19 protein-coding genes are annotated in these 22,620 nt (G+C 71.1%); 12 read left to right on the plus strand and 7 right to left on the minus strand.

Annotated features, from left to right (window positions below; translation table 11 throughout):
- The first annotated feature begins 40 nt into the window (after positions 1-40).
- Positions 41-607, plus strand: a complete 567-nt coding sequence (locus tag HII36_RS05995; RefSeq protein ID WP_328807601.1) for an RNA polymerase sigma factor — start codon at positions 41-43, stop codon at positions 605-607.
- Positions 600-1,700, plus strand: a complete 1,101-nt coding sequence (locus tag HII36_RS06000; protein ID WP_173522043.1) for a hypothetical protein — start codon at positions 600-602, stop codon at positions 1,698-1,700. Before HII36_RS05995 ends, HII36_RS06000 begins: the two co-directional genes overlap by 8 nt.
- A 43-nt stretch (positions 1,701-1,743) precedes the next feature.
- Here HII36_RS06000 and HII36_RS06005 read toward each other — a convergent pair whose 3' ends face one another.
- The 3 genes from HII36_RS06005 to HII36_RS06015 all read right to left on the minus strand — a co-directional run bounded on the left by HII36_RS06005 (position 1,744) and on the right by HII36_RS06015 (position 10,071).
- The gene (locus HII36_RS06005) at positions 1,744-5,550 is read right to left on the minus strand and encodes a LamG-like jellyroll fold domain-containing protein (RefSeq protein WP_173522044.1); all 3,807 of its coding nucleotides are present in this window, start codon (positions 5,548-5,550) and stop codon (positions 1,744-1,746) included.
- A gap of 152 nt (positions 5,551-5,702) precedes the next feature.
- Complete coding sequence (locus tag HII36_RS06010; protein WP_173522045.1) at positions 5,703-9,500, minus strand: LamG-like jellyroll fold domain-containing protein; 3,798 nt, start codon at positions 9,498-9,500, stop codon at positions 5,703-5,705.
- 115 nt (positions 9,501-9,615) lie between these two features.
- Entirely contained in the window at positions 9,616-10,071 is a 456-nt protein-coding gene (locus tag HII36_RS06015; protein WP_217369206.1) for a hypothetical protein, read from the minus strand.
- An 80-nt stretch (positions 10,072-10,151) separates the two neighbouring features.
- On the opposite strand from HII36_RS06015, the gene HII36_RS06020 reads away from it, so the two are divergent.
- The 5 genes from HII36_RS06020 to HII36_RS06040 all read left to right on the plus strand — a co-directional run bounded on the left by HII36_RS06020 (position 10,152) and on the right by HII36_RS06040 (position 15,179).
- On the plus strand, positions 10,152-11,042 hold the full coding sequence (locus tag HII36_RS06020; RefSeq protein ID WP_173522046.1) for a proline dehydrogenase family protein: 891 nt from the start codon (positions 10,152-10,154) through the stop codon (positions 11,040-11,042).
- An 84-nt stretch (positions 11,043-11,126) separates the two neighbouring features.
- Positions 11,127-11,921, plus strand: coding sequence for a pyrroline-5-carboxylate reductase (gene proC / locus HII36_RS06025; RefSeq protein WP_173522047.1), 795 nt, complete (start codon positions 11,127-11,129; stop codon positions 11,919-11,921).
- Positions 11,922-11,965: 44 nt separating this feature from the next.
- The gene (locus tag HII36_RS06030) at positions 11,966-13,315 is read left to right on the plus strand and encodes an efflux RND transporter periplasmic adaptor subunit (RefSeq protein WP_173522048.1); all 1,350 of its coding nucleotides are present in this window, start codon (positions 11,966-11,968) and stop codon (positions 13,313-13,315) included.
- Positions 13,312-13,998: an ABC transporter ATP-binding protein gene (locus tag HII36_RS06035; RefSeq protein WP_173522049.1), complete on the plus strand. Its 687-nt coding sequence runs from the start codon at positions 13,312-13,314 to the stop codon at positions 13,996-13,998. The genes HII36_RS06030 and HII36_RS06035 overlap by 4 nt, the downstream gene beginning before the upstream one ends.
- The gene (locus tag HII36_RS06040; protein ID WP_173522050.1) at positions 13,995-15,179 is read left to right on the plus strand and encodes an ABC transporter permease; all 1,185 of its coding nucleotides are present in this window, start codon (positions 13,995-13,997) and stop codon (positions 15,177-15,179) included. The genes HII36_RS06035 and HII36_RS06040 overlap by 4 nt, the downstream gene beginning before the upstream one ends.
- Before the next feature lie 18 nt (positions 15,180-15,197).
- Here HII36_RS06040 and HII36_RS06045 read toward each other — a convergent pair whose 3' ends face one another.
- The 4 genes from HII36_RS06045 to HII36_RS06060 all read right to left on the minus strand — a co-directional run bounded on the left by HII36_RS06045 (position 15,198) and on the right by HII36_RS06060 (position 18,692).
- Complete coding sequence (locus HII36_RS06045; RefSeq protein WP_173522051.1) at positions 15,198-15,938, minus strand: ABC transporter permease; 741 nt, start codon at positions 15,936-15,938, stop codon at positions 15,198-15,200.
- On the minus strand, positions 15,935-16,825 hold the full coding sequence (locus HII36_RS06050; protein ID WP_173522052.1) for an ABC transporter ATP-binding protein: 891 nt from the start codon (positions 16,823-16,825) through the stop codon (positions 15,935-15,937). The genes HII36_RS06045 and HII36_RS06050 overlap by 4 nt, the downstream gene beginning before the upstream one ends.
- 80 nt (positions 16,826-16,905) lie before the next feature.
- Entirely contained in the window at positions 16,906-17,571 is a 666-nt protein-coding gene (locus tag HII36_RS06055; protein ID WP_328807602.1) for a response regulator transcription factor, read from the minus strand.
- Positions 17,568-18,692: a sensor histidine kinase gene (locus HII36_RS06060; protein WP_173522053.1), complete on the minus strand. Its 1,125-nt coding sequence runs from the start codon at positions 18,690-18,692 to the stop codon at positions 17,568-17,570. The genes HII36_RS06055 and HII36_RS06060 overlap by 4 nt, the downstream gene beginning before the upstream one ends.
- Positions 18,693-18,811: 119 nt before the next feature.
- Here HII36_RS06060 and HII36_RS06065 point away from each other — a divergent pair, with 119 nt between their 5' ends.
- The 5 genes from HII36_RS06065 to HII36_RS06085 all read left to right on the plus strand — a co-directional run bounded on the left by HII36_RS06065 (position 18,812) and on the right by HII36_RS06085 (position 22,589).
- Positions 18,812-19,975: an acetoin utilization protein AcuC gene (locus HII36_RS06065; protein ID WP_173522054.1), complete on the plus strand. Its 1,164-nt coding sequence runs from the start codon at positions 18,812-18,814 to the stop codon at positions 19,973-19,975.
- Positions 19,976-19,989: 14 nt separating this feature from the next.
- Positions 19,990-20,772, plus strand: a complete 783-nt coding sequence (locus HII36_RS06070; RefSeq protein WP_173522055.1) for a phosphatase — start codon at positions 19,990-19,992, stop codon at positions 20,770-20,772.
- 312 nt (positions 20,773-21,084) lie between these two features.
- Positions 21,085-21,288: a helix-turn-helix domain-containing protein gene (locus HII36_RS06075; protein ID WP_026214222.1), complete on the plus strand. Its 204-nt coding sequence runs from the start codon at positions 21,085-21,087 to the stop codon at positions 21,286-21,288.
- A 175-nt stretch (positions 21,289-21,463) separates the two neighbouring features.
- Positions 21,464-21,562 (plus strand): 30S ribosomal protein bS22, encoded by a 99-nt coding sequence (locus HII36_RS06080; RefSeq protein WP_018654693.1) that lies wholly within the window; start codon positions 21,464-21,466, stop codon positions 21,560-21,562.
- A 22-nt stretch (positions 21,563-21,584) separates the two neighbouring features.
- Positions 21,585-22,589: an NAD-dependent epimerase/dehydratase family protein gene (locus tag HII36_RS06085; protein WP_173522056.1), complete on the plus strand. Its 1,005-nt coding sequence runs from the start codon at positions 21,585-21,587 to the stop codon at positions 22,587-22,589.
- Positions 22,590-22,620: the final 31 nt, after the last annotated feature.

Genomic DNA, 22,620 nt, shown 5'->3' on the forward strand with positions numbered 1-22,620 from the left:
TGAGCGTGAAAGCATTCCGGGATACCGGGAAAGAACGGGCGTGATCCTCTACAACACACGTAACGGGGACGAACGGGTGACGGTTCCACCTGATCTTTTCGACGAGTACTTCGCCGAGATCCACCGGTACATCGCCCGCCGCCTGTCCGAGGACGTGGCCGACGACCTGGCCGCGGACGTCTTCGTGGCGGCACTGCGCGGCAGCGGCTACGACCCCGCCATGGGCGCGGTCAGGCCGTGGCTGTACGGCATCGCCACCAACCTCGTCGCCAAGCACCGGCGCGGCGAGATCAGGCGCTGGAAGGCGCTGGCCAGGGCGGCGGAACGCGACGGCGAGAGCCACGAGGACGCCGTGCTCGACCGGGTGGACGCCGCCCGCTTCACCGGCCCGCTGGCGGGGGCGCTGGCCGGGTTGAAGCAGCGCGACCGCGACGTGGTGCTGCTGATCGCGCTGGGCGGCCTGTCGCACGCCGAGGTCGCCGAGGCGCTGGACATCCCGTACGGGACCGTGGCGTCCCGGCTCAACCGCGCGCGCAAGCAGCTGCGCGCCGCGATCGGCCCGCTCAGGAAGGACGTCGATGGACGCCAGGGGGAATCCGATGGATGAGCTCGACCTGCTCGCTCGCGCGCTCCCCGATGCCGCGCCGCCGTCCGCCGAGGTCGTGGCCAGGGCGCGGGCCCGCGTGGCCGAGGCGGGGACGCGAACCCCGCGCCGGCGGCCACGCCGGCTGTGGGCCTGGAGCGTGGGCGCGGCGCTGGCCACCGCGACCGTGGTGCTGCTGATCTTCTCGCTGGTCTCGGTGCTGACCCCGGCCCCGGTCCTGGTCAAGCCGGCCAGGCCCAACCAGGAGCTGCTCGACCTGGCCGACAGGATCGAGAAGCTGCCGCAGGAGAGCGGCGCGTACTGGCATCGGTCGCGGACCGACGGCTTCTGGGGCGCCGTGGAGGGCGGTTACAACGTCTGGATGACCATGCGCTGGGAGTCCTGGGCGGCCAGGGACGGCGCCTCCCCGCGCGTCACGCACGCCTGGAAGCCCGCCGCCCGCCCGGACACACCCGCCGACGAGGCCGCCTGGCGGGCGGCGGGATCGCCGAAGCAGGTGCGGGCCATCTGCCCGAAGGACAATCGCAACGACGACTGCGAACCGGTCCGCGTCGCCGACGCCCCCTACGACTGCGAGCGGACCTCGGCCAAGGAGCGGAACGGAGCCCTGATCGACGCCACGCTCAAGCCGCTCGCCCTGGCCGACCTGCCCGCCATTCCCGCCGACCCGGCCGGGCTGCGCGAGTGGATGCTCGAAGCACACCGGAGCTGGGACGGCAGAGGCTTCGGAGAGCCCTTTGAGGAGTTCCTGCCCATGGCGGCCAACCTGCTGGGGCTGCCGATCAGCCCGGCCCAGCGCGCGGCGGTGCTGCGCCTGCTGGCGGAGCTGCCGGACACCCGGGTGCACAGGACCGTCACCGACCCGCTGGGCCGGTCGGGCCTGGAGGTGACGTTCACCACGAAACTGAGCTACGCCTACCGGGCCGACCTGGGCAAGGAGGCGCCGCTCTACTCCCGTACCGTCCTCGACCCGGGAACGGGCGAGGAACTGGCCGCCATCACCTACGCCGACCAGGCAGGCACGGGGCAGATGTTGCGCTACTTCGCCTACGACCCGGAGTCTGGCTGGACCGACGAGCCGCCGCGGGGCTGCTGAGGAAAAGGCTCGGCCCCCGAGGTGCGGGGGCCGAGCCGGTCTGTCAGCTGATGGGGGTGTTCATGTCGGTCTGGATCTGGGTGGCGGTGAGTGCCTTGTCGTAGACGCGGACTTCGTCGATCTGGCCGGCGAAGTATTCGCCCCACAGGCTGTTGCCGCCGATGCGCAGGACGCCGTTGTCGGTGCGGATCGGGCCTCCCGCGGTGCGCTGGGCGACCTGGGTGCCGTTGACGTAGAGGCGCAGGGTGGTGCCGTCGTAGGTGGTGGCCAGGTGGCTCCAGGTGTTGAGCGGGAGTGAGGCGGTGCCGCCGATGTCGGCGTCGGAAGTGGTGTGGATGGCGGTGTGTGGCCGGTTGCTGTCGCTGCCGGCCAGCAGCACGTAGGCCAGACCGCTCGCGTGTTGTTTCATGACGACCGTGCGCCAGCTGGTGACCGTGCTCGGCCGCACCCACGCCTCGACGGTCATGCCGTTGGTCAGCCGCAGGCTCGCCGCGTCGGGCACGGTGACCCAGCTCGACGAGCCGTCGAACGACAGCGCCGAACCGTACTTGCCGCCGCTGGTCCACGTCGTGGCGGTGGTCGTGCCGGTGTTGCCGAAGCCCGAGGCGTCGGCGACGGTGACGCCGGTGCCCTGGTTCATGCCGTACGCGGCCACCAGGCCCTCCGTGGCCGGCGGCTGGGTGGCCGTGGCCGAGGACTCGGCCGAGGAGGCGCTGACGTTGCCCGCCGCGTCGAAGGCCCGCACCCGGTAGTAGTACGTGCCCGCGACCAGTCCGGAGTCGGCGAACGAGGTGCTCTCGGTCGACCCGACCTGGTTCGCGCCCGAAGGCGTGAAACCGGGCGTGGTGGAGCGGTGGACCATGTAGCCGGACACGCCGACGTTGTCGGTCGAGGCCGTCCACGAGAGCTGGGCCGAGCCGGGGCCGCCGGTGGCCGCCGGCGCTCCCGGCGCGGTCGGCGCCTGGGTGTCGGGCGGCTGCGGCGTGCCGACGGGGGTGTTCATGTCGGTCTGGATCTGGGTGGCGGTGAGTGCCTTGTCGTAGACGCGGACCTCGTCGATCTGGCCGGCGAAGTATTCGCCCCACAGGCTGTTGCCGCCGATGCGCAGGACGCCGTTGTCGGTGCGGATCGGGCCGCCCGCGGTGCGTTGCGCGACCTGGGTGCCGTTGACGTAGAGGCGGAGTGTGGTGCCGTCGTAGGTGGTGGCCAGGTGGCTCCAGGTGTTGAGTGGCAGTGAGGCGGTGCCGCCGATGTCGGCGTCGGAAGTGGTGTGGATGGCGGTGTGCGGGCGGTTGCTGTCGCTGCCGGCCAGCAGCACGTAGGCCAGGCCGCTCGCGTGCTGTTTCATGACGACCGTGCGCCAGCTGGTGACCGTGCTGGGCCGCACCCAGGCTTCGACGGTCATGCCGTTGGTCAGGCGCAGGCTCGCGGCGTCGGGCACGGTGACCCAGCTCGACGAGCCGTTGAACGACAGCGCGGAGCCGTACTTGCCGGTCGCCGTCCAGGTGGTGGCCGTGGTGGTGCCGGTGTTGCCCAGGCCGGACGCGTCGCCGACGGAGGTGCCGGCGCCCTCGTCCATGGCGTAGCCGGCCACCAACCCAGGCACGGACGTGGTCGGCGTGTAGCCCGCCGTGTACGTGGTCGCCGTGGCGGGGGCGGTGATCTGGTGGGTGGCCGCGCCGCCGTCCGACCACGACCCGAACGACACGCTCTGGCCGCCGGAGGTCTGCGGCGACGGCGCGGAGATCGAGTTGCTGGAGCCGACGATCACCGTGCGGGTGAACGGCGTCAGCGTCTGCTCGCCGTTGAAGCCCAGCTGCAGCCCGGACGGCGTGCTGGCGAACGTCAGATTCACCGTCTTGGGCTGCAGCAGGACGCTGTCGGTGTCGGTCAGCCCGTGCGCGTCGGTGACGGTGAGCCGCAGCTCCAGATGCGACGGGTACTCGTGGTCGGGCGCCTGGAACGAGCCCGACGACCCGGTGTAGGTGGTGATCTGGTGCTCGTGGCAGGTGCTCGGGCAGTGATGCATGATCAGCGCCCAGGACATCCTGGAGCCGGGGATCGTCCCGTCCTGGGCGTCGGTTCCGGTGCCGGAGAAGGTGACGTTCTGGCCGACCGCCCAGGTGAGCGCGGTGGTGGGCGAGTCGATGGTGGCCGATGGCGGGGTGTTGTTCACGTTGATCGTGACCGTGGCGTCGCCCTGACCGCCGCGGCCGTCACTGACCCGGAGCCGCACCACGTACGAGCCCGGCTGGGTGTAGGTGCGCGACGGCGTGGCCGCGGTGGAGTCGTCGAGCTCGCCGTCGCCGTCCAGGTCCCAGGCGTAGGTGAGCGGGTCGCCGTCGGCGTCGGACGACGACGTGCCGGAGAAGGAGACGGCCAGCGGCGCGCTGCCCGAGGTGGCCGAGGCGTTGATCACCGCGACCGGCGGCGTGTTGTCGTAGATGTAGCGGATGATCTTGCCGGAGAAGTCCACCGCGAACAGGTCGCCGCCAGGGCCGGTCTCCAGCTCGACCACCGGGATGCCCGAGTCGAACGTGGCCGTGGTCGTCTGGTCGGGCAGCCCGTTGGCGCCCTTGGTCATCACCCAGATGCACGAGCGGCTGTAGTCGGAGAAGAACAGCGCGCCGTCGTAGGCGGCCGGGTACGGCCCGCCCGCGTAGAAGGCCACCCCGCTGGACGACGAGCCGCCGGACGGGCACGGGTCGTTCGGCGCCGGCTTGGTGGCGTGGTTCCAGGCGAAGTACGGCTGCGTGTGCGCGGCGGCCCCGGCGGCGTAGAAGTTCTCGCACAGGGTCAGGTTGAGGTTGTCGTAGCCGCCCTGCCGGTTGCCGCCCTCGTAGCACGGCCAGCCGAAGTTGGTCACGCCGGAGGTGGGCGAGACGACCCGGTTGATCTCCTCCCAGGTGCCCCAGCCGACCTCGCCCGACCAGATCTCGGAGGTGCCCGGCCTGCTGGTGATGCGGAACGGGTTGCGCAGGCCGTTGGCGACGATCCTGGCCACGTTCTGGTCGGCGTTGCCGGCGTTGGGGTTGCCCGCGGCGGCCGCGCCGGTGTCCGGGTCGATGCGGATCAGGGTGCCGTCGAGCCCGGCCGGGTCGCCGGAGGTCCTGACGTCCTGGGCGCGCAGCGCGCCGCCCTCGGCGCTGGGCGGCGACAGCGCGGTGCCCACCGCGTTCGGCGGGTCGCCGCACGGGTTGTCCGGGGTGATGTCCGAGCTGGGCAGGTTGTCCTGGCCGTAGTCGGCGAAGTTGAAGCTGGCGCCGTCGCCGGCCGAGGCGTAGAGCGCGCCGTCGGCGCCGAACTGCAGGTCGCCGGTGGAGTGGCTGGGGTGCTGCTGGCACCAGTCGGTGATCAGCGGCGTCTCGGCGCCGGAGGGCGAGATGACCGACAGGCGGCCGGTGACGAGACAGCCGTCGTTCGTCGCGCCGGGCGGTGACGGGCAGGGATCGGCTGTGGCGCCCGCGGTGCCCCAGCGTGGCGCCGAGCCGCCCGGTACGGCGTCATAGGCGTACAGGACGTACACGCGCGGATCGGCCGGATAGTCGGGATGCAGGGCCAGGCCGAGCAGCCCGCGGTCCCAGAAGTTGTGCACCTGTGTGCGTAAGTCCGCGTACACGGTGGGTGTGGTGTCGGAGAGCGAGTCGAAGACCTTGATCAGTCCGCTCTTCTCGGCCACGAAGACCTGGCCGTTCGGGGCGAACTCGATGTTGGTCGGCTGGGTCAGCCCGCTGAAGACCGTCTGTTTCTGAAAGGAGGCGGGCAGGGCCTGCGCGGCCGGGGCCGACACGGCGACCAGGCCGACGACGATGAGCAGGATGCAGGACAGGGCGCTGGCAAGGCGTTTCACGTGACCCCCACGGAGAGTGCGGCACGAGTCGTGGCGCCCCCGCACGCCGGTGTGCCTTGATCGATGTATCGCAATAAATCAGCCGATTGTCACCGGAAGTGTCCACAAGCGGACAATCCGGCGAGCGGGGTTTCCCGCTCGCCGGTGCTCGGTTATGAGATGGGCGTGTTCATGTCCGTCTGCAGCTCGGTCGCGTTGAGCGCCCGGTTGTAGATCCGGACCTCGTCGATCTGGCCGGCGAAGTATTCACCCCACAGGCTGTTGCCGCCGATGCGCAGCACCCCGCTGTCGGTGCGCATCGAGCCGCCGACCGTACGCTGGGCGGCCTGCGTGCCGTTGACGTACAGGCGCAGCGTGGTGCCGTCGTAGGTGACCGCCAGATGGCTCCAGGTGTTGAGCGGGAGCGAGGCGGTGCCGCCCACGTCGGCATCGGAGGTGGTGTGGACGACCGTGTGCGGCCTGTTGCTGTCGCTGCCTCCCATCAGCCCGTACGCCAGCCCGCTCGCGTGCTGCTTCATCAGGACCGTGCGCCAGCCGGTGACCGTGCTCGGCCGCACCCACGCCTCGACCGTCATGCCGTTGGTCAGCCGCAGGCTCGCCGCGTCGGCGACCGTCACCCAGCTCGACGAGCCGTCGAACGACAGCGCCGCGCCGTACTTGCCGCCGTTCGTCCAGGACGCCGAGGTCAGGGTGCCGGAGTTGCCGCCGCCAGAGACGTCGGCGATCGTCGTGCCGCCGCCCTCGTTCATCCCGTACGCGGCCACCAGCCCGGGATTGGCCGGCGGCGCGGTGACGACGGCCGGGACCTCGTTCGACGACGGGCTGACGTTGCCCGCCGCGTCGAAGGCGCGCACCCGGTAGTGGTAGGTGCCCGCGGCCAGCCCCGCGTCGGTGAACGTGGCGGCCTGCGAGGAGCCGACCTGGTTGGCGCCCGACGGGGTGAAACCGGGCGTGGTCGAGCGGTGGATCATGTACCCGGACACCCCGGCGTTGTCGGTGGAGGCCGTCCACGACAGCTGGGCCGAGCCGGGGCCGCCGGTCGCGGCGAGCGAGCCCGGCGCGGTCGGCGCCTGCGTGTCGGGCGGCGGCTCCTCGCCGATCGGCACGGTCATGTCCGCCTGGATCTGGGCGGCCGACAGCGCCCGGTTGTAGATCCGCACCTCGTCGATGAGCCCGTGGAAGTACTCGCCCCACAGGCTGTTGCCGCCGATGCGCAGCACCCCGTTGTCGGTGCGCATCGGGCCGCCTGCGGTGCGCTGGCCCACCTGGGCGCCGTTGACGTACAGGCGCAGCGTGGTGCCGTCGTAGGTGGTGGCCAGGTGGCTCCAGGTGTTCAGCGACAGCGCGGCCGCGCTGCCGATGTCGGCCTCGCCGGTGGTGTGGATGACGGCGTGCGGCCTGTTGCTGTCGCTGCTGGCCGTCAGCACGTACGCGAAGCCGCCCGCGTGCTGCTTCATGACCAGTGTGCGCCAGCTCGCCAGCGTCGTCGGCCGCACCCACGCCTCGACCGTCATGCCTTCGGTCAGCCGCAGACTGGCCGAGTCGGGCACGGTGACCCAGCTCGACGAGCCGTCGAACGACAGCGCCTTGCCGTACTTGCCGGTCGCCGCCCAGGTGGTGGCGGTGGCCGTGCCGGGGTTGCCGGCCGAGGACGAGTCGCCCACGCCGACGCCCGTGCCCTCGTTCATCCCGTACGCCGCGACCAGCCCGGGCGACGTGGTCGTCTTGTAGGTGGCCGTGTAGGTGGTGGCGTTCGCCGGGGCGACGAAGTTGTGCGTCGCCGCGCCGCCGTCCGACCAGGCGTCGAAGACCCGGTCGTCCTGCGGCGACGGCGCCGAGATCGAGACGCTGGAGCCGACGATCACGGTCCTGGTGAACGGCGCGACGGTCTGCTCCTGGTTGAAGCCGAGCAGGAGGCCGGACGGGCTGGTGCCGAAGGTCAGGTTCACCGTCTTGGGCTGGAGCATCACGCTCTTGGTGTCGGTCAGCCCGTACTGGTCGGCGACCGTCAGGCGCAACTCCAGATGCGACGGGTACTCGTGGTCGGGCGCCTGGAACGACCCGGACGTCCCGGTGAATCTGGTGATCTCGTGCTCGTGGCAGGCGCCGGGGCAGTGGTGCATGATCAGCGACCAGGTCATGCGGGAGCCGGGGATCGCGCCCTCCTCCGGGTCCGCGCCGGAGCCGGAGAAGCCGATCGTGTCGCCGACCGCCCAGGTGACCGTGGCCACCGGAATGGCGATGGCGGCCGCGGGCGCGGTGTTGCCGACGTTCACGGTCACCGTGGCGTCGCCGTGGGCGCCCTTGTCGTCGGTCGCGCGCAGCTTCACGAAGTACGAGCCGACCTGCGTGTACGTGCGTGACGGCGTGGCCGAGGTGGAGTCGTCGAGCTCGCCGTCGCCGTCCAGGTCCCAGGCGTAGGTGACCGGGTCGCCGTCGGCGTCGATGGAGCCGGTGGCGGAGAAGTTCACCGTCAGCGGCGGCCCTGTCGACGAGGTGGCCGAGGCGTCGATCACCGCCGTCGGCGCGGCGTTGTCGTAGACGTAACGCACGACCGCGCCGGCGTCGTAGTCGACGGCGAACAGGTCGCCGCCGGGGCCGAGCTGCAGCTCGACCGAGCCGATGCCGGTGTCGAACGAGGTGACCGTGGCCGGGTCGGGCAGGCCGTTCGCGCCCTTGGTCATCACCCAGACGCACTTGCGGCTGTAGTCGGAGAAGAACAACGCGCCGTCGTAGGCGTTCGGGTACGAGCCGCCGGCGTAGAAGGAGATGCCGGTCGAGGACGACTGGTTGCCCGGGTCGCACGGGTCGCCCGGGTAGAGACGCTCGCCGTGGTGCCATTCGTAGTAGGGCTTCGCGTGCCCGGCGGTGCCTTCCGCGTACAGGTTCTCGCAGATGGTGAGGTTCAGCGCGTCGTAGCCGTCCTCCCTGCCGCTGCCCTCGTAGCAGGGCCAGCCGAAGTTCGGCACGGCGCCGACGGGGTTGGGGATCCGGTTGATCTCCTCCCAGGCGCCCCAGCCGACCTCGCCGGTCCAGATCTCGTCCGTGCCGGGGCGCTGGGTGATGCGCATCGGGTTGCGCAGGCCGTAGGCGACGACGCGGCGCACGTTCGCGTCCGGGCTGGCGGCGTTGGGGTTGCCCGGGGCGGCCGCGCCGGTGTCGGGGTCGATGCGGATGACGGTGCCGTCCAGGCCGGCCGGGTCGCCGTTGGTGCGCAGGTCCTGCGAGCGCAGCGTGCCGCCTTCCGCGCTGGGCGGGGTCAGCGCGGTGCCCACCGCGTTCGGCGGGTCGCCGCACGGGTTGTCGGGGACGACGTCCGAGCCCGGCAGGTTGTCCTGGCCGTAGTCGGGGAACTCGAAGCTGGCGCCGTCGCCCGAGGAGGCGTAGAGCATGCCGTCGCGGCCGAACTTCAGGTCGCCGATGGAGTGGCTGGGGTACTGGTTGCACCAGTCGGTGATCAGTGGGGTCTCGGCGCCGGAGGGCGAGATGACCGACAGCCGGCCCGTGATGCGGCAGCCGTCGCCGGTCGGCCCCGGCGGCGACTCGCACTCGTCGTAGTCCTCGTCGACCTCGCCCCAGCGCGGCGCGGCGCCGCCGGGCTCGGCGTCGTAGGAGTAGAGGACGTAGATGCGCGGGTCGGTGGGGAAGTCCGGGTGCAGCGCCATGCCGAGCAGGCCGCGGTCCCAGAAGTCGTGCACGTTGGTGCGCAGGTCGGCGTAGATCGTGGGGGTGGTGTCGGTGAGCGAGTCGAAGACCTTGATGTAGCCGCCCTTCTCGGCCACGAAGACCCGGCCGTCGGCGGCGAACTCCACGTTGGTGGGGCTGATCAGCCCGGTGAAGATGGTCTGCTTCTGAAAGCGCGGGGGCAGGGCGGCGGCCTGGGGCGCCAGCGCGACCAGGCCGGTCAGTATCAGGACAGCGGATAAGAGGGCGCGGTAGAGCCGTCTCACGGATTCCCCCAGTGGAACGTGCCATCACCGGTACTGGCTCCCCGCTGCCACGGTGCTCACCGATGTATCGTCACTGATCCATCAAATGTCACTGGGGTGTCCGGATGCGGACATATCAGGGTTTGGCGCCGTCCACTATCTTCCGCTTGCCGAGCGGCCTCTTGAGCTTGACCGTGGTCGTCTTCTCGACCGCGATCATGATGCAGGAGACGTTCTTGGCCTTGGGCGAGGTGCCCTCGTACAGGGTGATCGCGACCCGCTTGCGGGTCTCCTTGACCTTCACCTTGTGCAGCACCGTGCACGGCGCGACGCCCGACCACCAGGTGAGCTTGACCGCCTTGCCCTTGGACACCGGCTTGGCCTTCGACCAGCGGATCTTGTGCGGGTTGACGGCGTCGCCGGTCGGCTTGACGGGCTCCGGCGCCTTGGTGGGCGTGGTCGTGGGCGTCGTGGTGGCCGGGCTCGCCACCACCGGCGCGTCGGGAGTCGTGGAGCCGGCCTGGCGGGCAGGGGCGTCCGTGCCGCAACTCGTCACCAGCGCCAGGCATCCGGCCAGGACGGTCGCTGTCATAGTGCGCATACCTACTAGGACGAATCCGGCCCACGGCTGGTTCATCGCCATGCGGACAAGGTGGAAGTTAGGGTTGTTACGTGCTCCGTCAGGCCCTGCTCGCCGTCTCCAAGAGCGAACGCGCGGAACGCGTCGTCGCCACCTCGCCCCTGACCAGGGACGTGGTCAGACGCTACGTCGCCGGCGACATCGGCGCCGTGGTCGGCGAGCTGAGCCGCAAGGGCCTGCTCGTCAGCGTCGACCACCTCGGCGAGGAGGTGACCGACCGGGAACAGGCCGATCGGGAGGTCGGCGAATACCTGCGGCTGCTCGGCCTGCTGCCCGCGGGCGCCGACGTGTCGGTCAAGCTCACCGCGCTGGGGCTGCGGCTGTCGGAGCGACTCGCGCTCGACAACGCGGCGAGCGTCTGCGAGGCCGCGGCGGGCAGGGGGATCACCGTCACCCTCGACGCCGAGGAGCACGACACGATCGACGCGCTGCACTCCGTGCACGCCACGCTGCGCGAGGAACACCCCGGCCTGGGCGTGGTGGTGCAGGCGTACCTGCCGCGGGCGCGCGAGCGCTGCGCCAGGCTCGCCGAGCTCGACGGGGCCCGGGTACGCCTGTGCAAGGGCGCCTACACCGCCCCCGCGGCCTACACCTCGGCCGCCGACATCGACCGGTCCTTCGTGCGCTGCCTGAAGACGCTGATGGCCGGCGCCGGCTACCCGATGGTCGCCACGCACGACCCCCGGCTGCTCCCGATCGCCTCGACCCTGGCCGTGCTCGACGGACGTGACCCCACCGGCTTCGAGTACCAGATGTTGTACGGCGTGCGCCCGGCCGCCCAGGAACGCCTGGCCGCCGAGGGCGCCCGGATGCGGGTGTACGTGCCGTACGGGGACGACTGGTACGCCTACCTCATGCGCCGCCTCGCCGAACGGCCGCGCAACCTCGCCTTCTTCGCCCGTTCGCTGCTGTCCCGGCACTGACGCTCTCACCAGGCGGACGATCACGTCTCAACGGCCGGTCCGCCGGTAGGCTGCGGCCAGCGTCTACATCCTTGAGGGGCCGAAATGATCGCGATTCTGGGCACGGGCAAGATGGGCGAGGCCCTGCTGTCCGGGCTGCTGCGGGCGGGGTTCAAGCCGGGCGACATCATGGCCACGGTCCGGCGTCCCGAGCGGGCGCAGGCGCTGCGCGAGACGTACGGCGTGCGCACCGTGTCGAACACCGAGGCGGCCAAGTCGGCCGACACGCTGATCCTGGCCGTCAAGCCGCAGGACATGGCCACGCTGCTGAACGAGATCGCCCCGTACGTGCCCGCCGACCGCCTGGTCATCAGCGCCGCGGCCGGCATCACCACCGCGTTCGTCGAGCAGCGGCTCGGCGTCGAGGTGCCGGTGGTCAGGGTCATGTCGAACACGCCGATCCGCTTCGACGAGGCGATGAGCGTGATCTCGGCCGGGGCGCACGCCGGCGAGGAACACCTGCGCCACACCGAAGACCTGCTCAAGCCGGTCGGCAAGGTGCTGCGCATCCCGGAATCCCAGCAGGACGCCGCCACCGCGCTGTCCGGCAGCGGCCCGGCGTACTTCTTCTACCTGGTCGAGGCCATGGTCGACGCGGGCATCCTGCTCGGCATGCCGCGCGCGGCCGCGCTCGACATGGTCACCCAGTCCATCGTCGGCGCCGCCGTGATGCTCAGGGACTCCGGCGAGCACCCGGTGATCCTGCGCGAGGCCGTGACGTCCCCGGGAGGCACGACGATCTCGGCCATCGCCGAGCTGGAGCGGCACAGCGTCCGCGCCGCGTTCCTGGCCGCCATCGAGGCCGCCCGCGACCGCGGCCGCGAACTCGCCTCCGGCTGACCCCTGCGCCCGGGGGGAGCCGCCCGGCTCCTACGATGGGCCGGGTGACGATTCGTCGCGGCTTACTCCCGCTGCTCGTCCTGCTGTCATTAGCCGGTTGCACCACCGACGAACCACCTCCCGTGCAGCTCGCCGAGGTCCGGCGGGCACCCGTCACCGAGGTCGTCGAGGCGCCCGCCACCGTCGGCGCGCGGGCGAGCGCCACGTTGCGCTCACCGGCCCAGGGCACGGTCGCCAAGCTGTACGTCAAGGACGGCGACCAGGTCAAGAAGGGCGAGATCCTCGCCAAGATCCGTTCACCGCAGGCCCAGGACCAGCTCAGACAGGCCCGGCAGGCGTCCAGGATGGCGCGTCCCGCCCCGGTGTCCATGCCCGGCGTGAACCTGGCCGCCTTCGACACCGGCGCGCTCGACCGCAAGGTGGCCGCGCACTTCGCCAAGGCGCGCAAGGAGGCCGGGAAGGTCGACGACGCCCGGGTGCGCAGGCAGCTGCTGAACGCCATCGACCTGGCCCAGGCGCAGCACCGGGCGCAGACCAAGGCGCTGGCCGCCATCACCGCCCAGCTCAACCGGACGATCAACGGCGCGCTGCGCGGCATGACCAGCGGGCTGAGCTCGTCCATGGCCTCGTTGCAGGCCGCCTCGCGCACCCAGGTCAAGGCGGCGGTCGAGGCGGCGGAGAACACCGTCGAATCGCTCTCCGTCAAGGCCCCGTTCGCGGGCGTGGTCACGCTCGGCCGGGCCTCGGGCGGCGGCACCGGCGGCGGCCTGGACGGGCTGCTCGGCCAGCTCCCCGGCGCCGGGCAGCAGCTTCCCGCGCTGCCGTCCACCGGCTCCACGTCCGGCAGCCCGGTGGCGGTCGGGGTGCCGGTCTCGATGGGCGACTCGATCGTCACCGTCACCGACGTCTCGAAGCTCACCCTGTCGGCCGACATCGACGAGACGGACGTCCTGCTGGTCGAGAAGGGCACCGCGGCGGCCGTCGAGCTCGACGCCGTGCCCGGCGCCACCTACCGCGCGACGGTCACCGGCGTCGGCGTCACGCCGAAGGAGGCCTCGACCGGCGGGGTCAGCTACCCGGTGCAGCTCACGCTCGGCACGGGCACGTTCGACGACGGCACGCCCGCGCCCACGCCCAAGCCCGGCATGAGCGCGGTGACCAGGCTGACCGTGCGCGAGTCCGCGTCGGCGATCGCCGCGCCCGCCGCGGCCGTGGTCACCAGCGGGCGCGACAGCGTGGTCTGGGTGTCCAGGAACGGCGTCGCCGAGCGGCGCGTGGTCAAGCTGGGCGCGCAGGGCGAGGCGGTGGTGGAGGTGCTCAGCGGCCTGTCGGTGGGCGACAGGATCGTGGTCAAGGGCGCCGACTCCGTGCGGGAGGGCCAGGAGCTGCCGTGATCCCCGCACTGGAGGCCGTGGACCTCGTCCGGCGCTACCAACTGGAAGGCGTGGCGGTGGAGGCGCTGCGCGGCGTCTCGCTGCGGATCGACCCCGGCGAGTTCGCCGCCATCGTCGGCCCGTCGGGCTCGGGCAAGTCCACGCTCATGCACCTGCTGGGCTGCCTGGACCGGCCGACGTCCGGGGTGCTCAAGGTGAACGGCGTGGAGATGTCCGGCCTGTCGGACACCGAGCTGGCCGAGCTGCGCAACCGGACGATCGGGTTCGTGTTCCAGTCCTTCCACCTGCTGGCCAGGACGTCGGCGCTGGAGAACGTCGCGCTGCCGCTGGTCTACCGGGGCGTCGGCAAGGCGGAGCGGCTGTCCAGGGCCGGGCAGGCGCTGGAGTCGGTGGGGCTGGGGCACCGGATGGGGCATCGGCCGTCCCAGATGTCCGGGGGCGAGCAGCAGCGCGTGGCCATCGCCAGGGCGCTGGTCGGCGAGCCCAAGGTGCTGCTGGCCGACGAGCCCACGGGCAACCTCGACACGCGCAACGGCGCGGAGGTCATGGCCATACTCGACCGGCTCAACGGCGATCGCGGCGTGGCGGTGGTGCTCGTCACGCACGAGCAGGAGGTCGCCGCGCACGCCAGGAGGCAGATCCACGTGCGCGACGGGCTGATCGAGAAGGACATCTTGGCATGAGGGGGCGCGAGTCGTTCGCGATGGCGCTGGAGGCGCTGCGGGTCAACCGGCTGCGTACCGTGCTGACCATGCTCGGCGTGATCATCGGGGTGCTCGCCGTGGTGATCCTGGTGGCCGTCGGCACCGGCGCCAAGGACGCGATCGAGAAGCAGATCTCCGGCCTGGGCACCAACATCATCCTGGTCGTGCCCGGCCGGATCAGCCTCGGCGCCGCCCCGACGCAGAGCAAGCTCACCCTGGCCGACGCCGCCTACGTGCGCCGCGTGGTCGGCGATCCGTCGAAGGTGACGGTGTCGCTGCAGTCGGGCGAGACCGTGCGGGTCAACCGGGTCGAGGCGTTCGTCACGGTGGTCGGCACCGACCAGTACCTGGTCAACATCTTCGAACGGCCGCTCGACAAGGGCCGCACGCTGAGCGAGACCGACGTCGACACCAGGCGCCGGGTGGCCGTGCTCGGCGCCGAGGTGGCCGACAGGCTGTTCGGCGACCTCGACCCGATCGGCCGCCAGGTGACCATCTCAGGGGCCAGGTTCCGGGTCGTGGGCGTCTACGCCACGGTCGGGCAGACGTTCGGCGTCTCGCGCGACCAGGAGGTCCACATCCCGGTCACGACCGCGCAGCGGCTGCTCGGCATCGCCAGGGTGAACGGGTTCGCGGTCGGCGCGTCGTCGGCCGAGGAGGTCGACCCGCTCAACGAGAAGGTGACGGCGGCGCTGCGCGCCAGGTATCCGGGCGAGCAGTTCTCCGGCGTCACCCAGACCGCGCTGCTCGGCACGATCGGCAGCGTGCTCGGCATGCTCACCGGCGTGCTGGCCGCCATCGCGGGCATCTCGCTGCTGGTCGGCGGCGTCGGGGTGTCGAACATCATGCTGGTCAGCGTGCGCGAGCGGACGCGCGAGATCGGGCTGCGCAAGGCGCTGGGCGCCAGGCAGCGCGACATCCTGGCCCAGTTCCTCATCGAGGCGGTGCTGCTGACCACCATCGGCGGCCTGATCGGGATCGTGCTCGGGGTGGGCGGCGCGCTGGCCATCGCCGCGTTCACCGAGGTGCCGACGTCGATCACGTGGTGGTCGATCGTGCTGGCGTTCGGGGTGTCGGCGGCGGTCGGGGTGTTCTTCGGCGTGGCGCCGGCGCGGCGGGCGGGCCGGCTCGATCCGGTCATCGCCCTCCGCGCCGAGTGATCGCCGCGCGCCCGGGGTTCAGGCGTCGCGCCGCTTCATCAGGACGGCCGCCGCCAGCATCGGCACGACCGCCCACAGCAGGTAGACGCCGAGCCCGGACCACGGCCCCAGCGGGTTGCTGTCGGAGTCCATCACGACCTGCAGGCCCGCGTTGGTGGTGAAGTGGTTGTGCACGGCCACGCCCCACTCGCCCGGCAGCATCGACGTGAGCTGCGGCAGGACCAGCATCAGTGCCATGGCCGCGACGATCGCGCCGGGCGTGTGCCTGACGAGCGCGCCCAGCGCCAGCCCGAGCAGCCCGCAGACGGTGAGGTAGGCGCCGGCCCCGATCACCTGCTGGGCCGCACCGCCCAGGTCGAACGTCTCCGGCTGGATGACCAGCACGCCGACCAGCACCGCGCCCGCCGAGGCGATCGTGGAGACGACCAGGGCGACGAGCGTGAACACCACGATCTTGGCCGTCAGCAGCTTCATGCGCTGGGGCACGGCCTGCAGCGAGATGCGGATGCCGCCGGTGCGGTACTCGCTGGAGATCACCAGCACGCCGAGCGTGGCCATGGCCACGGCGGCGAACATGATGCCGTTGAGACTGATGCCGGCCACCTCGCCGGGCGGGATCGGCGAGTCGGCCTGGCTCTTCGCCGCGTACGCGACGAGCCCGCCGAGGCCCAGCATGAGCAGGGCGGTGACGGCCAGCGTCCAGACCGTCGAGCGAACCGAGCGGATCTTGGTCCATTCGGACCTGAGGACGTGTGTCATGCCGAGAACTCCAGACTGTCCTTGGTCAGCTCCATGTACGCGGCCTCCAGCGAGGGCTGCACGAACGTCAGCTCCTCCAGCGGGATGCCGGCCCGTGCCGTGATCGTGCCGATCTCCAGCGTGCTCATCGCGGTGACGCGCAGGTGGTCGGGGTGCATCTCGGCCACCTTGATCAGCTCGGCGACCTCGGCCAGGCGCGGCGAGCGCACCCGGACGTAGCCCTGCGAGCTGCGCCCGATGAACTCCTCCACGCTGGTGTCGGCGATGAGGCGGCCCTTGCCGATCACGATGAGGTGGTCGGCGGTCTGCGCCATCTCGCTCATCAGGTGGCTGGAGACGAACACCGTCCGTCCCTCGGCGGCCAGTTTGCGCATCAGCGTGCGGATCCACAGGATGCCGTCCGGGTCGAGGCCGTTGACCGGCTCGTCGAACAGCAGGATCTCCGGATCGCCGAGCAGCGCGGCGGCGATGCCCAGCCGCTGCGACATGCCCAGCGAGAAGCCGCCGACGCGGCGCTTGGCCACCTCGCGCAGCCCGACGATGTCCAGCACCTCCTCCACCCGGCTCGCCGGGATGGCGTTGCTCTGGGCGATGGCCAGAAGGTGGTTGCGCGCGCTGCGCCCGCCGTGCACGGCCTTGGCGTCCAGCAGCGCGCCCACCTTGCGCAGCGGGGACTTCAACCGTTCGTACGGCACGCCGTCCACCAGCACGTCGCCGGACGAGGGGAGGTCCAGGCCGAGGATCATGCGCATGGTAGTGGACTTGCCGGCGCCGTTCGGCCCGAGGAATCCGGTCACCTGACCGGGCTCGACGTCGAACGACAGGTCCGCCACGGCCACGGTCTTCCCGTAGCGCTTGCTCAGGTTCGTTGCCCGAATCGCGGTCATGACGCAAGCTTCGCCGCCGCGTGCCCCGATTTCTTCCTGCCGGAGAACCGTTCGCCCGGCGGCCGGGTAGGAGCCTGGTCCTACTCTCCTGGTCGGATCAGCCCCGCCTCGTAGGCGACGATCACGGCCTGCGCCCGGTCCCTGGCGTCGATCTTGGCGAACAGGCTCGTCACGTGGTTCTTGACGGTCGACGGCGAGACCGCCAGCTCGGCCGCGATCTCCTGGTTGGACCTGCCGCGGGCGATCAGCACCAGGATCTCGCGTTCACGCTCGGTCAGCACGGTCAGCGCGGCGGGCGCCTTCCTGGCCCGCGAGGCCCGGACGAACGTGCCGATCAGCCGGGTCAGCAGCCGCGGTGCGACCGCGGACTCGCCCCGGTGCACCACCCGCACGCCCTCGATCAGCTCCTCGGGCGAGACGTCCTTGGGCAGGAAGCCGTCGGCGCCCGCGCGCAGCGCCGCGACCACGTTCTCGTCCAGGTCGAACGTGCTCAGCGCGAGCACTCTGACCTCGGGTTGCCGCGCGGTGATCAGCTCGGTGGCGCGGACCCCGTCGAGCCCGGGCATGTGCAGATCCATCAGCACCACGTCGGGCACGAGCCGCCCGGCCAGCTCCACCGCCTGAGCGCCGCCCGGGGCCTCGCCCACGACCTCCAGGTCGGGCTGCGCGTCGAGCATCAGCCTGAAGCCCTTGCGCACCAGCTCGTGGTCGTCGACCAGCAGCACCCGGATCTTGTCGGCGCTCACACCTTCTCCAGCGGGAGGCGGGCGTGCACGCGGAAGCCGCCGCCCTGGCGCGGCCCGGTGGACAGCTGGCCGCCGCACAGCGCCACCCGCTCGGCCATGCCGCCGAGCCCGAAGCCCGGCGCGAGCGGCTGCTTGGGCACGCCGTCGTCGAGCACCTCCACCTCCACCTCCGTCATGCCGTAGGCCAGCCTGACGCTCGCCTTGGCGCTGAGCGCGTGCTTGCGCGTGTTGGTCAGCGCCTCCTGCACGATTCTGTACACCGCGTGGTCCACCGCGGCGGGCAGGGTGACGGGTTCGCCCGTCACGGTCAGCACCGCGGGCAGCCCGGCGGTCCTGGCCTCCTGGATGAGCGAGGGCAGCCGGTTGGCGCCCACCCCGGTCGCCGCGTCGGCGCCGTCGCCGTCGGCCCTGAGCACGTCGAGCAGCTGCCGCATCTCGGCCAGCGCCTGCCTGGCGGTCTGCTCGGCGCTCTCCAGCGCGTCGCGGGTGACCTCCTGCTCGGGCGGCAGCGTCGCCCGCGCGCCGCCGACCAGCGCGTTGATCACGCTGATGTGGTGCGCGACCACGTCGTGCAGCTCCCTGGCGATGCGCCGGCGCTCGGCGCGCACCGCGCTGTCGGCCGCCTCGCGCCGCCGGCGCCGGTTCAGCTCGTGCCTGAGCCGGAGGAACTGCCCGACGCCCACGGGTATCGCGCTGAAGATCAGCCCGGCCAGCCATCCGCTGACTCCCGGCGTCTCCAACTCGAACGAGATCGCGTACGTGGCGGCCACGAACCCCAGCGTGATGGCGGCGGTGCGGCCCCTGGTGAAGCGGCCCAGGCCGTAGAGGGCGAGCGTGCCAGGCACGCCGATGAAGTTGGTGATGTCGATCAGCATGGAGATCGCGTCGACGGTGACCACGAAGGCGGTGACGGCCACCGGCCTGGTGCGGTACACCAGCAGCGGGACCATGCAGATCAGGAACTGCCCGGTGGCCAGCGCCAGCTCCCGGTCGTTCCTGACCAGCCCGAAGTACAGCCCGAAGATCGCGGGCAGACTGACGAGCACGACCATAGTCGTGTCCTGGACCCGCGGGCGCTGGAAGAACCGCCAGGTGACGAGGAAGGGACGCGCCAAGCGCACGATCAAACACTAATTCACATTTTTCTGGATTTTTCCAAATGATCAACATGACTTGCCCGGGCTACAGCCGCCCGCGCGTGCTGCGGTAACGTCGGCCCCAGGGCAAGGGGAGGGCAGGCATGAGCCGAACGGCACGCGTCATCTGGGACGACGCGCTCACCTCGTACGACTTCGGCCCAGATCACCCGCTCGCGCCCGTCAGGGTGGAGCTGACGATGGCGCTGGCCCGCTCGCTCGGCGTGCTCGACCAGGTGGAGCTGGCCGGCTGCGTCCCGGCCACCGACGACGAACTGGCCCTGGTGCACAAGCGCGACTACATCGAGGCGGTCAAGCGGGTCTCCGCCGACGGCCGTCCCGACCTGCGGGCCGGGCTCGGCACGCCCGACAACCCGGCGTTCAAGGGCGTGCACGAGGCCTCCGCGCTGATCGCGGGCGCCTCGCTGGCCGCCGCCCGCGCGGTGTGGGAGGGCACGGCCGAGCACGCGGTGAACATCGCCGGCGGCCTGCACCACGCCATGCCGGCCGGGGCCAGCGGCTTCTGCGTCTACAACGACCCCGCGCTGGCCATCGCCTGGCTGCTGGCCCAGGGCGCGCGCCGCATCGCGTACGTGGACGTCGACGTGCACCACGGCGACGGCGTGCAGGCCATGTTCTACGACGACCCGCGGGTGCTGACGATCAGCCTGCACGAGAGCCCGCGCACGCTGTTCCCCGGCACCGGCTACCCGGAGGAGACCGGGCTCGACGGCACCGCGGTGAACGTGGCGCTGCCGGCCGGCTGCGGCGACGCGGGCTGGCTGCGCGCCTTCCACGCGGTCGTGCCGCCGCTGCTGGCCGAGTTCAGGCCGGAGATCCTGGTGACCCAGCACGGCTGCGACAGCCACGCGCTCGACCCGCTGGCGAACCTGATGCTCAGCCTCGACTGCCAGCGGGCCGCGTACGCCGCCCTGCACCGCCTGGCGCACGAGACGGCCGGCGGCCGGTGGATCGTGACCGGCGGCGGCGGTTACGAGCTGGTCCAGGTGGTACCCAGGGCCTGGACGCACCTCATCGCCGAGGCGGCTGGACACCCGGTCGATCCGGCCACCGCGACGCCGCAGGATTGGCGGCAGTTCGTCAGGGAACGCACCGGAGAGACACCACCGGCCACGATGACGGACGGCCGTAACCCGGAATTTCGGGACCTGTCCGGAGGTTATGACCCTTCGGACCCCATTGACCGTGCGGTCATGGCGACCCGGCACGCGGTGTTCCCCCTGCACGGCCTGATCCCGATGCCCTGAACGAGGAAGAGCCTGTGCTGAGCCGCGACGCACTCCGTGAGCACCTGATCTACAGCCGCATCGCCGGCGATGTCGCGACCCCTCGCGAGAACAACCTGGACCACTACAGCTCGGTCGCCAACCGCGATCCGTACTACATGCTCGGGCTGACGTTCGAGCAGCCGTGGCCGTTCCGCGACGTGCTGGCGCAGATGGCCAAGGCCTGCGGCGTGGTCCCCGACGCCGGGCACCGCTGGGGCCAGGACACCATCGACCCCGACCGCACCATCGACGCGCTCGACGCGATGGCGCTCAGGATCGCCGCCGCGCTGTCGCAGGAGAACCCGAAGGTCCTGGTGGCCACCGGGCACCCGACCGGGCTGCTGGCCGTGCACCTGCCGCTGGCCAGGTTCTGCGCCGAGCACGGCGCGACGCTGATCACGCCGGCCGAGGGCTGGACGTACGCGGGCTCGGGTTTCGGCCGTCCGCGCCGGATCCGCTATCTGCAGGACATCGCGATGCTCGACGACAAGGGCGGCTTTGTGCACACCCACGACTCGGCCCCGATGGAGCGCATGCTCACCGAGCTCGCCGGCGAGCTTCCGGACCTGGTGATCGCCGACCACGGCTGGGCGGGAGCGGCTGGAGAGGCTGGAGTGCCCACGGTGGCCTTCGCCGACTGCAACGACCCGGCGCTGTTCCTCGGCGAGGCGGAAGGCAAGATCGACGTGGTGGTGCCGCTCGACGACAACGTGCTACCGCGCTATTACACCCCGCTGACCGAGCGGATCGTCACACTGGCCTCACGAGCCCTTTGAGTCGAATTCGGTCCTCCGCATACCGTCTTTTCGCGCCTGCATTCCAAGGGGCTCGCTGTCCCTTTGCCAACTTTTGATGGGGCCTGGGCGACTCTTAGATGTGACAAGTTGGACAGTTCCAACGTCCAGGCGAGGTGCTCGGCCCGGCTGCTGGCCAGCGACTTTGCTGGTTCGGCTGACAGAGGACTCAAGTGACTGAGAAAATAGGGGGTTTGCGCACTCGGAGTCCCGACTTACGCTGACGGCAGTACACGTGCGTGAGCAATGGCACCAGTGGGGATAACCCGGAAACACGTGCGGAAGAGGCGTCCGATGGGTGCAGGCGAAAGACCTCTCAGCGAGGTGAAGTTCCTGACCGTGGCGGAAGTGGCGACGGTCATGAGGGTCTCCAAGATGACCGTGTACCGGCTCGTCCACTCGGGCGAGCTGCCGGCGATCCGTGTCGGCCGGTCGTTCAGAGTGCCTGAGCAGGCGGTACACGACTATCTACGAGAGGCCTACATCGAGGCAGGCTGAGGTAGCGGCGCGGGTCCCCGCGCCGTGAATTCCCGTCCCGGGAGAGGCCCGGTCGCCGGCAGTGCGACCGGGCTCTCACCCCCCGAGGGGCGATCTACCGTGGATCGCCGGTAGTCTGTGAGCCGGTGTGCGCTCGCACATCGATTCATACTTGCTATCAATGCCTGGGGGTCCCGTGGGCTCTGTGATCAAGAAGCGCCGCAAGCGGATGGCCAAGAAGAAGCACCGCAAGCTGCTCAAGAAGACGCGCATCCAGCGGCGTAACAAGAAGTAACCGACGCAGCTGCGAGGCGCTGATGACCCACACCGTGCTTGTCACCGGGGTCTCGCGCCACATCGGCGCCCGGGTGGCGAGCGTTCTCGCGGCTGACCCGGACATCAGCCGCGTCATTGGAGTGGACACCGTGCCGCCCCCCTCGCTCGCGCGAGCTCCGCGAGATGGCGGCATCTCCCTCGGCCGGACGGAATTCGTCCGGGTCGATCTGCGCAGCCCCGACATCGCTCAGGTGATCGCGGCCGCGGATGTCAACACCGTCGTGCACATGAGCCTGGTCAGCGCTCCCTCGCGGAGCACCGGCAGGGCGGCCATGAAGGAGCACAACGTCATAGGCACCATGCAGCTGCTCGGTGCCTGTCAGCGGTCGGCGACCGTGCGACGCGTGGTGGTCCGTTCGACCACCGCCGTCTACGGCTCGTCGCCGAGGGATCCCGCGGTGTTCACCGAAGACCTGGAGCCGCACGACGGCCCAGGCCACGGCTACGCCAAAGACGCGGCCGAGATCGAGGGCTACGTGCGCGGCTTCGCGCGGCGGCGTCCCGACGTGACGGTCTCGCTGCTGCGCTTCGCCAACTTCATGGGCCCAGGCGTCGACTCACCGCTGACGCGGTACTTCACCGCGCCGGTGCTGCCGACCGTGTTCGGCTTCGACCCGCGGCTGCAGTTCGTCCACGAGGACGACGCGGTCGAGGTGTTGCGCCGGATGGCCACCGAAGACCACCCCGGCACGTTCAACGTGGCCGGGGCAGGCGTGTTGCTGCTGTCACAGTGCGCGCGCCGGGCCGGGCGGCCGTCGATGCCGCTGTTCTCGCCGGCCTTCAAGCTGCTCGGCAACGCGGCACGCCGCGCCGGGCTCGTCGACTACTCGCCGGAGCAACTGCGGCTGATGTGCCACGGTCGCGCCGTCGACAGCGGCAGGCTCGAAGCCGAGCTGGGCTGGAAGCCCAAGTTCACCACCGGGGCGGCCTTCGACGACTTTCTGCGTTCGCGGGGCCTGCACCCGCTCGGAGGTGTGCGCCGTTGAGCGTCCCCCACGGAGCTCCCCGTGAGGAGGG

This window comes from Nonomuraea antri (genome assembly GCF_013283785.1).
GTDB classification, from domain to species: Bacteria; Actinomycetota; Actinomycetes; order Streptosporangiales; family Streptosporangiaceae; genus Nonomuraea; species Nonomuraea antri.